This is a genomic window from Nonomuraea ferruginea, assembly GCF_039540635.1.
GTDB classification, from domain to species: Bacteria; Actinomycetota; Actinomycetes; order Streptosporangiales; family Streptosporangiaceae; genus Nonomuraea; species Nonomuraea ferruginea.
Window position 1 is genome coordinate 299,078 of the sequence record NZ_BAABFD010000012.1, and the last position, 11,376, is coordinate 310,453.

Annotated in this window: 14 protein-coding genes and 1 tRNA gene; 7 read left to right on the forward strand and 8 right to left on the reverse strand. The window is 70.0% G+C overall.

Annotated elements, in window-relative coordinates; genetic code table 11:
- The first annotated feature begins 228 nt into the window (after window positions 1–228).
- Genes ABD999_RS23935 through ABD999_RS23955 form a run of 5 tightly spaced genes read left to right on the forward strand, consistent with a single transcriptional unit; the run spans window position 229 to window position 4,022 of the window.
- Entirely contained in the window at window positions 229–699 is a 471-nt protein-coding gene (locus ABD999_RS23935; protein ID WP_271276281.1) for a SigE family RNA polymerase sigma factor, read from the forward strand.
- Window positions 696–1,892 (forward strand): TolB-like translocation protein, encoded by a 1,197-nt coding sequence (locus tag ABD999_RS23940; RefSeq protein WP_271276282.1) that lies wholly within the window; start codon window positions 696–698, stop codon window positions 1,890–1,892. The genes ABD999_RS23935 and ABD999_RS23940 overlap by 4 nt, the downstream gene beginning before the upstream one ends.
- Before the next feature lie 10 nt (window positions 1,893–1,902).
- Window positions 1,903–2,361 carry a MaoC family dehydratase gene (locus tag ABD999_RS23945; protein WP_148036112.1) on the forward strand — a complete coding sequence of 153 codons (459 nt, stop codon included), beginning with the start codon at window positions 1,903–1,905 and terminating at the stop codon, window positions 2,359–2,361.
- A 36-nt stretch (window positions 2,362–2,397) separates the two neighbouring features.
- On the forward strand, window positions 2,398–2,868 hold the full coding sequence (locus ABD999_RS23950) for a SigE family RNA polymerase sigma factor (RefSeq protein WP_148036113.1): 471 nt from the start codon (window positions 2,398–2,400) through the stop codon (window positions 2,866–2,868).
- Window positions 2,865–4,022 (forward strand): hypothetical protein, encoded by a 1,158-nt coding sequence (locus ABD999_RS23955; RefSeq protein ID WP_271276283.1) that lies wholly within the window; start codon window positions 2,865–2,867, stop codon window positions 4,020–4,022. Before ABD999_RS23950 ends, ABD999_RS23955 begins: the two co-directional genes overlap by 4 nt.
- On the opposite strand, the gene ABD999_RS23960 is transcribed toward ABD999_RS23955, so the two are convergent.
- The 7 genes from ABD999_RS23960 to ABD999_RS23990 all read right to left on the reverse strand — a co-directional run bounded on the left by ABD999_RS23960 (window position 4,015) and on the right by ABD999_RS23990 (window position 9,489).
- On the reverse strand, window positions 4,015–4,269 hold the full coding sequence (locus ABD999_RS23960) for a hypothetical protein (protein WP_148036115.1): 255 nt from the start codon (window positions 4,267–4,269) through the stop codon (window positions 4,015–4,017). The genes ABD999_RS23955 and ABD999_RS23960 overlap by 8 nt on opposite strands.
- Entirely contained in the window at window positions 4,266–5,819 is a 1,554-nt protein-coding gene (locus ABD999_RS23965) for a radical SAM protein (RefSeq protein WP_246641035.1), read from the reverse strand. Before ABD999_RS23965 ends, ABD999_RS23960 begins: the two co-directional genes overlap by 4 nt.
- Window positions 5,816–6,547 (reverse strand): prolipoprotein diacylglyceryl transferase, encoded by a 732-nt coding sequence (locus ABD999_RS23970; protein ID WP_219549987.1) that lies wholly within the window; start codon window positions 6,545–6,547, stop codon window positions 5,816–5,818. The genes ABD999_RS23965 and ABD999_RS23970 overlap by 4 nt, the downstream gene beginning before the upstream one ends.
- A gap of 1 nt (window position 6,548) precedes the next feature.
- Window positions 6,549–6,830, reverse strand: coding sequence for a hypothetical protein (locus ABD999_RS23975; protein WP_271276284.1), 282 nt, complete (start codon window positions 6,828–6,830; stop codon window positions 6,549–6,551).
- Between the two features lie 420 nt (window positions 6,831–7,250).
- The gene (locus tag ABD999_RS23980) at window positions 7,251–7,571 is read right to left on the reverse strand and encodes a hypothetical protein (protein ID WP_187281569.1); all 321 of its coding nucleotides are present in this window, start codon (window positions 7,569–7,571) and stop codon (window positions 7,251–7,253) included.
- A gap of 10 nt (window positions 7,572–7,581) precedes the next feature.
- Window positions 7,582–8,253 (reverse strand): response regulator, encoded by a 672-nt coding sequence (locus ABD999_RS23985; protein ID WP_271276285.1) that lies wholly within the window; start codon window positions 8,251–8,253, stop codon window positions 7,582–7,584.
- A gap of 102 nt (window positions 8,254–8,355) precedes the next feature.
- A complete protein-coding gene (locus tag ABD999_RS23990) occupies window positions 8,356–9,489 on the reverse strand; it encodes a sensor histidine kinase (RefSeq protein ID WP_271276286.1) in 1,134 nt (377 codons plus the stop codon).
- 131 nt (window positions 9,490–9,620) lie between these two features.
- Between ABD999_RS23990 and ABD999_RS23995 the strand changes: the two genes are divergently transcribed.
- Both ABD999_RS23995 and ABD999_RS24000 read left to right on the forward strand, forming a co-directional pair.
- Window positions 9,621–10,166, forward strand: a complete 546-nt coding sequence (locus tag ABD999_RS23995) for a hypothetical protein (protein WP_271276287.1) — start codon at window positions 9,621–9,623, stop codon at window positions 10,164–10,166.
- 57 nt (window positions 10,167–10,223) lie between these two features.
- Window positions 10,224–10,296, forward strand: a tRNA-Arg gene (locus ABD999_RS24000).
- A gap of 124 nt (window positions 10,297–10,420) precedes the next feature.
- On the opposite strand, the gene ABD999_RS24005 is transcribed toward ABD999_RS24000, so the two are convergent.
- On the reverse strand, window positions 10,421–11,206 hold the full coding sequence (locus ABD999_RS24005; RefSeq protein WP_271276288.1) for a hypothetical protein: 786 nt from the start codon (window positions 11,204–11,206) through the stop codon (window positions 10,421–10,423).
- Between the last annotated feature and the right edge of the window lie 170 nt (window positions 11,207–11,376).

The window sequence follows — 11,376 nt, forward strand, 5'->3', positions numbered from 1 at the left end:
CGACTTTATTGCGCCATATAGCGGGCGTCTTAGATTCGGGAAGAAAGTGTGATGGCGTGTCCGAGCAGGGGGCATCGCGAGCACCGTCACCGGACACACCCCCTCTCACCAGGCCGAACCTCTGTTCGATTCGCGCTGGTACGACTGTAGCGCGGACTCGAACAGGTGCGCGATGATTTCAGGTAAAGATCTTCGCAACAGCTCCGCGCCCCCGTGCGTCATGGAAGTGTGGAGTTCGAGGATTTCGTCCGCGCCCGCGGGCCGGCCCTGCTGCGCTACGGGTATGTGCTCACGGGCAACCCCGACGACGCCGCCGACCTCGTACAGGAAGCGCTGCTCAAGCTGGGCGACTCCTGGCGGCGGGTGCGCAACAAGGACAACCCCGAGGCGTACGTGCGCATCACCATGGCCAGGCAGCACGTGAGCTGGTGGCGCAGGCGGCGGCGCGAGCGGATCACGGACGACGTCCCCGATGGCTCGTACACCGACGCCCACTCCACCGGTGAGTTGTGGAGGGAACTGGCCACGCTGCCGGGCAGGCAGCGTGTCGTGCTGGTGCTGCGCTACTACGAGGACCTGTCGGACCAGGAGATCGCCGACATCCTCGGCATCTCACGCGGAACGGTTCGGAGCCTGGCCTTCCGTGCGCTCAACACGCTCCGGGTACGGCCGGCCGTCTTCGAGGGGAGGCATTCGTGAGGACCGAGGAAGAGCTGGTCAGGGCCCTGCGCGAAGGCGCGGCGGGCGCGCCCGACACGGATCTGCTGGCAGGCGTCGCACGGCTCCGCCGAAGGCGCACCATGCGGCGGGTCCAGGTGCTCGCCGCGGCGGCGGTGATCGCGGTGGCGGGTACGGGCACGGCGGTGGTCAGGGGTCTCGGCCCGGGGGAAGGAGAGGGTTCCCGGCCGGCGGCCACCGCGATGGTCACCGTGGCCCCCGTCGCGGCGACGGTGACGGAGCTGTGGCCGCAGGCGCTGTTCACGATGCCGGCGACCAACGCCGACGGCTGGCGCTACCGCCCGGTCACCGCGCTCAGCGCCACTCAGGTGCTGCTCGCCGCCGAGTCCTCGTTCGAGAAGGCCGGCACGTTCGAGATCTACGACACCGGGACCGGGACGGCCAGGGTGGTCACCCAGGTGCCGAGAGGCAGGGGCCTGAAGAGGTACTTCCCCCAGTCCGCGACCGTGGGCCCCGCCGACATCGCCTGGTCCGGATCCGGCGAACGGGCTGACGGCACCCCCGTACGCGAGATCTGGACCGCCCCCCTGGCCGGCGGCGCGGCGAGGCTCCTCGCCACCCGCACCGGCGAGGACGCCGACCTCGACGGGATCTCCATCGGCGGCGGCCACGTGGTCTGGTCCGAGACCGACGGCGGCGTGTGGCGCGTCCCGCTCGCGGGCGGCGACCCGGAGCGCGTCCCCGGCGGCGACGGCCTCCACCTGATCGCGTGGCCCTGGGCCGCCGACGTCGCCAAGGGCCCCGAGGGCTTCGAGCACAACCAGACCCGGCTGGTGAACCTCGCCGACGGCACGACCCGGACCACGGCCGCGCCGCCGGGCGTGACCGGCTGGAGGTGCGGCCCCGTCTGGTGCCACGGCCAGAGGGACGACGGCCTGCTGATCCAGCGCGCCGACGGCACCGGCACGCCGCGGTCGCGTCAGGTCCGCGGCGTCAGGATGCACGCCTATCCCGCGCTGGAGCGCTTCCTGGTCGACAGCGACGTGTACGACCTCGCCACGGACAAGCTGGGCCGCCTCGACGAGCCGACCGACTGGTACGGCACCGGCACCTCGTCCGAGCCCAGCACGATCCTCTACTGGGGAGCGACCAAGGGGGACAAGCCGGACGAGTTCCGGGTGCTCAACTTGGCAGCCGTCCCACCTGCCCAATAGCGTTCGGCCCATGCGGACCTTCGCGAACATCCAGGAGCTCAAGGACGGCGTCGGCGAGACGTTCGGCCCCACCGAGTGGCGCACGATCACCCAGGACAGGGTCAACCTGTTCGCCGACGCCACCGACGACCACCAGTGGATCCACGTCGACGCCGAGCGGGCCAAGGAGGGCCCGTTCGGCGGCACGATCGCCCACGGCTACCTGAGCCTGTCGCTGCTGCCGTCGTTCATGTTCGAGCTGATCCGCGTCGAGGGCATCCAGATGGGCGTCAACTTCGGCCTGAACAAGGTCCGCTTCCCCCGCCCCGTCCCGGTCGGCTCGCGCGTCCGCGCCGTCGCCGAGCTGACCAGCGTCAAGGGCACCCCGGCGGGCTACCTGTCGGCGCTCAAGATGACCATCGAGGTCGAGGGCGAGCGCCGCCCCGCCTGCGTCGCCGAGACCCTCTCCCTGTACGTGCCCGCCGAGTGATGCAACAGAAGCGCCCCTCTCACGGTCCTTGGATCCGTGGACCAATCGTTCGACGAGTTCGTCCGAGCCAGGGGTGACGCTCTCCTCCGGTACGGCTACGTACTGACCGGAAACACCGAGGACGCGGCCGACCTCGTCCAGGAGGCGCTGGCCAGGCTGGGCAACGCGTGGTCGCGGGTGCGCAAGAAGGACAGCCCCGAAGGCTACGTGCGCACCACCATGGTGCGGCTGCACATCAACGCCTGGCGGCGCCGCCACCGCGAGGACCTCGTCGCGGCCGTGCCCGAGCGCGGCGACTTCGACCGGTACGACGACGCCGACCTCTGGGCCGAGCTGGGCAGGCTGCCCCGCCGGATGCGCGCCGTGCTCGTGCTGCGCTACTACGAGGATCTCCCCGACGACGAGATCGCGGAGATCCTCGGCGTCTCCCGCGGCACCGTGCGCAGCCAGGCCGCGCGCGCCCTGGGCAAGCTCCGGATCACGCATGCGCTGGAGGAGGCGCGATGAGAAGCGAAGAGGACCTGATCCGCACCCTGCACACCGCCGCCGGGCACGCCGAGCCGGAGCCCACGCTGGCGGCCTCGGTGGCCGCCCGCCGCAGGTCGCGCCGGCGTGAGGGGTGGGCGCGGACGGCGCTGGCCGCCGCCGCGGTGGTGCTGGTGGCGGGAGGCACGACGGTGGTCCTGTCCGACGGCGGCGGGCGGGCGCGACCGGCGGCCGAGGTCACCCGGGGCGTCGAGCAGGCCGCCGAGGTCTGGCCCGAGGCGATGTTCACGGTGCCGGGCACGGCCGTCGACGGCCGGGAATACCAGCCGATGGCCGCGATCAGCCCGGCCGAGGTGCTGGTGAGCGCCGTGGCACCCGGCGTGAAGCCGGATCGCCTGGAGGTGTTCGACACCGGAATCAGGCAGTTCCGGACGGTCACCAGCATGCCGAAGCCCAACGTGCCGGGCTACCGCTTCCGCGACGTCAAGGCGAGGGACAATCACATCGTCTGGTGGGGCGAGACGCCTCACGCCGGCGAAGGCGCATGGGCCGACTTCTGGTACGTGCCGCGAGCCGGCGGCGAGTCCGGGCACGTCGCCAAGCTGACCGGAGAGCTGGCCCAGGTGGACGCCGTCGACATCACCGGCGACCACATCGTGTTCTCCGTCGAGCGGGGCGGCGTCTACCGGCTCCCGCTGACCGGTGGCAAGCCGGAGAAGATCAAGGGCACCGACGGCCTCCATCTCAGGTCATGGCCGCTGGCCGCCGGCTACACCGCGGGCGAGTCGCACGAGCGGAACCAGAACCGCACGGTCAACCTGGAAACCGGCCGGTCGGCCGACGTCTCGGTGCCGAGCGGAGCCCGCGGTCTGATCTGCGGCATCCAGTGGTGCGCGGGCGTGCTCGACGGCGGCCCCTTCCGCCAGCGGCCCGACGGATCGGACCGCCGGCCGATCCCCGCCGACCTGCGCCCTCTGGTGTTCGAAGGCCTGCCCGCCGACCGGTTCGTGCTCGGCCGGCTGTCCTCCGGGCCGGTCATCCAGGCGTTGTACGACCTCACCACCGAAGAGGTCGTGGGCCTTGACGAGGCCGAGTTCGGCGGCGGCGTCCCCACGGTCTTCTCCTGGCGGGAAGGCTCGAACCTGACCGTGGTGAACCTGCTCGCCGTCATGTGAAGGACAGCACGATCGCCGTCACCGCCGCCAGCGCGAGCACGCCCAGGTAGGCGAGGACCAGCCGGGTGTCCCGGAGCAGGCACTTGCTCCGGGTCAGCCCGGCCCGCCGCGCCTTCCAGTAACCCGCGAACCCCAGCCCGGCGAAGGCCAGCAGCGCCCACGGCCCGAACACCCAAGCCAGGAGCGCGATCGTCGCGTACACGCACAACCGGAGCGGATCGTACGGCGTGCTTGGTGGAGTCGTCACGGGAGCACCTCCAGCGGGAGCCGCAGCCGCGGTTCGGACGCCACCGCCGACAGTCGCTGCGCCGACAGCTGCGGCCACGCCTGCACGGCGCAGAACGGCGCGCACTGGTCCTGGGCCGACCGTGTGCCGACGTGCACGCAGCACTGCGTGAGCCGTTCCTCGATCATGGTCGAGATGTCCATGAACGGCTTGATCGTGATCCGGACCACCCGCTCGCCCATCATCCGGCGCAGCTTCTTGCGCCGGCCCGGCAGCGCCGACGAGGCCAGCGTGAGCAGCGTGGAGACGCCGAGGTCGCAGTTCTCGCAGATGTTGCGCCACAGCTCGCCGATCTGCGGATGCGACAGCGACGACTGCTCCGACAGCAGGTCGAGCAGCGACTCCTGCACCGCCAGGCGCAGCTCGCGGGGGATCTCGGAGTCGGCGATGCGGTTGGCGACCAGGCCCAGGTTCTCCTTGAGCCGGTCGTGGCCGATCAGCGCCACCAGCGAGCGCCACCGCTGCGAGTCGTCGCGGATGAGGTAGCCGACCGAGCAGCAGTGCGGGTGGGAGCACGGCAGCGCGGTCAGGTCACGCCACGTCACCAGCCCGCCGGTCTGCGGGCCGAGCCGCTTGAGCACGCCCGTGTGGGTCAGCCGGTCCATCGGGTCGATCGTCCCCGACCTGCCCGAGCCGAACTGCGGCTGCAGCGACACGCCGCCCACGAACGGGGTGTCGAGCGCCACCTTGACGACGTCGCCGATCTCGCCGTCGTTCACGCCGAGCGCCGCCGTCATCACCAGCGTGGTGAAGATCTCCCGCTCCGAGAGCCGCGCCACGGCCTGCCGCTTCAGCCTGCGCAGGTCGCCGCCGCGGTGGTGTCTCGACGCCTCCGCCGAGGAGCCGTCGTACTGCAGGTAGACCTCCACCCGCTCGCGGTGCTCGGTGAGCAGGTCGAGCAGGGCGTCGTCGCGGGCGATCAGCACGCCGTTGGTGTTGATCAAGATGCGGGTGATCGGGCGTGCGGCCAGCTCGTGCAGCAGCGTCTTCAACTCGGGGTGCAGGGTCGGCTCGCCGCCGCTCAGCATGAGCACGTCGAGCTTGCCGTTCTCCCTGGCCAGCCGCTGGTCGACGTTCGCCAGCACCTCGGCGACCGGCACCACGCCGTTGAGCTCGGGCGAGCTGTCGGCGAAGCACGTGGGGCAGCGCAGGTTGCACGCCTCCGCGATGTCCTCCAGCAGGATGCAGGTGTGCTGCGTCTGCAGCTCGGGCAGCCCCTTGAGGTACGCCGCCGGCACCGGATCGAAGTTGCCCGCGAGATCCGGCACGTGCTGCTTGGTTGGAGCGGTCCACTCCTCCAGGTAGGCGAGGATCTCCGGGTCCTCGTCGTAGAGCGTGCGCACCAGCCCGTGCTCCCTGCAGCCCCGCTCCAGCCACACCTTGCCGTCGCGCACCGCCAGGTAGCCGCTCAGCCGCTCGATCCGGTCGAGGTCGCGGCCGTGGCAGTGGGGGCAGAACGCGTTCACGTAGCGGACGATGCGGTCGCCTCGGAGACCCATCCCCGTGCTCATGTCATGACCTTTCGCTTGAAGAGGGCAGCGTAGTAGCCGCGTCGCCACCCGTACGCGAGCCTCAGCCCGAGCAGCAGCATCCCCGGCAGGAGGAACCACTGCGGGCCCGTCAGCTCCAGCCACAGGATGTCGTTGGCCCGGGTGAACTCCACACAGAACCGGAAGAACGCGTACGCCGCGACATACAACGTGAACAGCTCACCGGGCCGGGTCAGCCGCTTGCGCGCCCACAGCAGGGCGGCGAACGCGGCCACGTGGAAGACGATCTCGTACAGGAACGACGGATGCATCGCCTGCCCCGCCAGGCAGCCGGGGCAGTCGGGCGTGCTCGCGGGGGCGTGGACGCCCCACGGCAGGCCGGTCGGCCGGCCCGGGGCCTCGGTCAGGTGGCAGCCGATCCGGCCGACCGCCATGCCCAGCGCCACCGCCGGCGCGAACAGGTCACCGGTGCGCTCCTTGTAGCCGATGATCCGCTTGGCGACCAGGACCCCGACGTACGCGCCCGCCAGCCCGCCGAGGACGCTGCGTGAGCCGTACAGCCACAGCTGCTGCAGGTCCAGCGTCTCCAGCCAGCCGGCCAGGCGCATGCCGATGGCGCCGCCGACCAGCGCGCCGGTGACGGCCACCAGCGACTGCTCGTTGAGCGCGCCCCTGCTGCGGGCCTCGTAGAAGAACACCACCGAGGCGACCGCGACGCCGAGGCCGACGAAGATCTCGTGCAGCGGCATGTCAGGCGCCGTACAGTGCAGGGTTCAGGCCGGTGCACAGCCCTGCCGTGCAGATCGACCAGAGCGCCCAGCCGATCATCAGCCCCATCCCGATCCCGCGTGTCCAGGGTCTGCGGATCAGCACCAGGACGAGGCCCGCGACCAGCCCGAGGCCCACCAGCGTCGCGGTGCCGGCGATGAGCATGGGCCGGCTGTGTTCGGGAGCGCTGAAGGCGGCGAAGAAGACGAAGAAGCCGAGGACCGCGTTGATGACGCTGTAGACGGTCAAGCCTACGAATGCCATCCCGATGGTGATCCCGACCTTGTCGCCGGTGGACGGCGGGGGAGGGGGCGGCGCCCAACCGCCCATCCCGGGACCGTACGGAGGCCCGGGCGGTGGGCCATGGGGTGGACCGTGCGGCGGGCTCTGCGGCGGGCCCTGCGGTGGACCGTGCGGCGGGCCCTGCCAGGGAGTGCCCTGCGGCGGCTCCTGCGCGTGGCCTTGCGGCGGGCCCTGCCAGGGAGGACCCTCCGGGGGAGGCGCTTGCCACGGCGCTCCCTGTGGCGGTGGCGGCGGAACCTGTCCCGGTAGCCCGTCACGGAAGTTTCGGGTCGGCCCCTCCTGGCCCGGATCGTGCTTGCCGGGATCGTCCGGCGGTGGTGTCGTCATCCCTCTCCCTCTTGGCCGACGAACAGGATGGAACCCGCCGGTTGACGTCCGCTTTCAGGCGTACAACCCCGGATTGAGCCCCGTGCACCAGCCGGCCGACACGATCGACACCAACCCCCAGCCGATCATCAACCCCAGGCCCAGCCCTTTGGACCACGGCCTGCGCAGCGACAGCAACACCACCCCGCCCCCGAGCGCGCCGACGGCCAGGAAACCGGCCGCCAGCGCCAGCACCACGTTCGTGGCCATCGACACGGCGACGACCCCCACGAAGACGTTGACCACGATGTAGGCGAAGAGCCCGACCACCGCGAGCCCCACGACCACGCCGGTGGACCGGGGCTGCTGTGGCTGCTGAGGCGGCGGCATGGACACGACGCCCACATTACGGCCCTATCTCCCCTTCTGAGTAGTAGATGGCCGCCTGCACCCTGCTCTTCAGGCCCAGCTTGTGGAGCACCCGGCTGACGTGCGTCTTCGTCGTCGCCTCGGCCATGGCGAGCTCCTCGGCGATCTCCGCGTTGGACAGCCCTCGCCCGATGCACGCCAGCACCTCCCGCTCCCGAGGCGTCAGCGTCTTCGGATCCACCGGCTCCCGCCGCGCCGGCGCCTGCTCCCCGAACGCCTTGATCAGCCTGCGCGTCACTCCCGGCGAGATCAACCCGTCACCCCCGGCCACCAGCCGCACCGCGTCGACCAGCGCGTCCGCGTCCGTGTTCTTCAACAGGAACCCGGCGGCCCCCGCCCGCAACGCGCCGAACACGTACTCGTCCACGTCGAACGTCGTCAGGATCAGCACATCGGTGATGCCCGCCAGCTCCGCCGTGGCCGAGATGCCGTCCATCCTGGGCATGCGGATGTCCATCAGCACCACGTCGGGCCGCAGCTCCTTGGTCATGGCGACCGCCTCCACGCCGTCGGCCGCCTCCCCGACCACCTCGATGTCCTCGTCGCCATCCAGGATCAATACGATCCCGGCCCGCACGGCGGCATGATCGTCAGCCACCAGCACCTTGATGCCCACTCGGCCCACCTCGCCTTTCACCAGCTCACCCACCGGCGTATGCCACGCTGCAATCTCCCCCACCGGTCCCATCGACGTATGCCGCGCTGCCACCGTGCGTCCGGCGACAGTGCCCTTCATCCGCCCTGGAGGACTTCACGTCGCCTCCCGGCCCGGCGCCGGAAGCGTCGCCGAGACACGCCAGCCGTCCGCGTGCGGCCCGGCCTCGAACGTCCCGCCCACGAGACCGGCCCGCTCCTTCATCCCCACGAGGCCCGCACCGGCCCCTGGCAGCCGGTCGTCCCGGCTGCTCACCGCGTTGTCGACGGTGATCGACACCTGGTCCGGCTCGTACACCAGATGAACCCTGGCCGGCGAGTCGCCGTGTTTGAGCGCGTTGGTCAGCGCCTCCTGGAGGATCCGGTAGGCCGCCAGGTCGATGGGCGCGGGCAGATCGCGGGGCGGGCCGTCGACGCTCAGCTCGGTGGCCAGCCCGGACTGGCGCGACCGCTCCACCAGGCCCTCGGCGTCGCGCAGCCGAGGTCTCAGGGCCTCGCCCTCGTCGCCCTCCTGCCGCAGCAGCCCGATCATGGAACGCATCTCGGCCAGGCCCTGAACACTGTTCTCCCGTACGGACTCCATGATCGTCCGCACGGTGGCCGCATCGAGGTCCTTGCGCGACAGCACCGCGGTGGACTGGATGGCGATGGCGCTGAAATGGTTAGCGATCATGTCGTGCAGCTCGCGCGCCATCCGCGTCCGCTCGGACGTGATGGCCGCCTGCCGGTCGAGCTCCGCCAGCCGCGCCACCTGCTCGGCCCTGGCCCGCTCGGCCGCCGCCTGGTCGCGGTGCTGGCGCAGGATGTGGGCGGTGGTCACCGGCGTGACCAGGATCAGCCCCAGCTGGACCACGGTGAGCGCGAGCGCCCGCCAGTCGGCCCAGAGAAACCCCGTCACGGCCCCTGTCCCCACCGCCGCCACCGTCGTGATCACCAGCAGCCAGCGGGAGAACCGGGCCGGCCCGTAGAGCGCGGCCGCGTACAGATTGTCGGTGTAGACGAGCACCGTGCCCAGCGACGGCCCCACGAACAGGTCGAGGACGACTCCCACCGTGCCCAGCCCGAGCGAGCCCAGCGGCGACCGGTAACGCAGCAGCACGGCCAGACACGTGATCGCCAGCGGGATGGCGAGCACCCAATCGGGCACGCCGCGGTCGATGCGGGCCCCGGACTCGATCAGCGCCAGGCCCACGAGAAAGGCCAGGCCCGCACCCAGCGCCACGCGGTTCATGCCCACATCCCACCACGTCGCGCGGCGGTTTCGATCCTTCGCGGGACGGCCTGTGGATACACACTTCGATGTATCCACAGGCCGTCCCCCAAGAGGATGTTTTCCCTGTACGAGCCGGAAGACTGGACATCGTGATTGTCGCCGTCATCATCGCCTGCGAGATCGGCTTCTGGATCCTGCTCGGTCTCGGCCTAGCCTGCCGCTACCTGTGGAACCGCCGCGCCCTCAGCACCGCGCTCCTGGTCAGCGTCCCCCTGCTGGACGTGATCCTGCTCGCGGCGGCGGTCATCGACATGCGCGGCGGCGCCCCGGCGGACTTCAAACACGGCCTCGCCGCCGCGTACCTCGCCTATTCGATCGTGTTCGGCCACAGCACGCTCAAGTGGGCCGACGCCAAATTCCACCACCGCTACGCCGGCGGCCCCCCACCGCCCCGTCCGCCCGAGGCCGGCTCCGCCAGAACCCGCTCCGAGTGGATCTTCTGGCTGCGGATCGTCCTCGCGTACGGGATCGCCTGGGCGGTCGTCCTGGCCATGGGCTGGCTCGTGGGGAAGCCGGGGAGCATGGGGGAGCTGTACATGTTCCTCGGCCAGGCGGCCAAGGTCCCGCTGATCGCCCTGATCTGGCCGGTCAGCTACACGCTGTGGCCCAAGAAGGAGGAACCGGCGGGGTCATGAAAGCCGTAACTGGTTCGAGGCATCGCTCAGAACCCGCTATGCTTGCTTACGCAGCGAGCGGCCGTAGCTCAATGGATAGAGCATCTGACTACGGATCAGAAGGTTAGGGGTTCGAGTCCTCTCGGCCGCGCACCTGGCAGAAGGCCCTTCGGGATGATCCCGGAGGGCCTTTTTCGATCTTGTACAGCAACGCAGTCCGACACCGCCGGTCCCCACGCGTGCAGCTCATGCCTACGGGACGCCGGCCACTCTGCTCATGCCTCGCCGAGGCCCTCTCGAAGGCGCTGAACCCAATCGGCAGGGAAGACCTGCTCAAGCCGCTCCCTGCTGGTCTCCAACAGCCCTTCCTTCGCCAAGGGGAGAAGGGCGCCGTCCTGGACGGCTTGGTGATTCTCGGGTGCGGGGCAGATCAGCACGGCGAGGATCCGGCATCCTCGTTGAAGCTCCTCGATCCCTACCGTGTGGATCATCCTCTTGATGGGCTCCCATGCCGTCCGTACGGCAAGGCCCACCAGCGCATCGAGGAGGACGCCGCGCCCTTCAGCCTTTCGGGACTGCAGGATGACCGTCGTCATGTACTCGGGGATTCGGTCCATGGCTTTCGAGAATTTCTCGATGGCCTCGGCCACGGCGACGAGGAGATCGCACCAGAAATGATTAGTGAGTTGCCTTCTTGCTTCTCGCGGGTTGCTCCCGCCGAATCTATTGTCGAGCTCCTGGATTACAGGACCAGCAAGGATGTCTCCGATTTCCTGGATGCGGTCGATGGTGTCCGGGTTTTCGGATAGCCAATCAACGATGTCGACCGTGGCGCTATCGGTGGCTGCTGCTTTCCTGTCTTTGGATGGCTTGCGTCGCCCTACGGGAGGCCGAGTCGCGGCCCATGCGGTGTCGCTGCGATCTCTCGCCTCTTGACGAGCAACGGGAGAGGGGTCTCGGGCCAACAGGAGAGCGTTGGTCCAGCCGTGCTGCGCCCCACCGCACGCGGAACAACCGCAGTAATGCCCCTTGGCCCGCTCGCAGATCACAGGGTGCTTCATTCGCCCTCCGTTACGTCTGGCAGACAGTGAATTGGCGCCTCACTGACGTGATCTCAGCGAATTGCCGGCAGGTAGTCGTGCTCGAAACGGGTGAGGACAAGTGCCGCGCGGGCGATGTCGCCGATTCGGCTGGGGCTGACGGTGATGTGCTGGAGGGTTCGCCAGCGGCC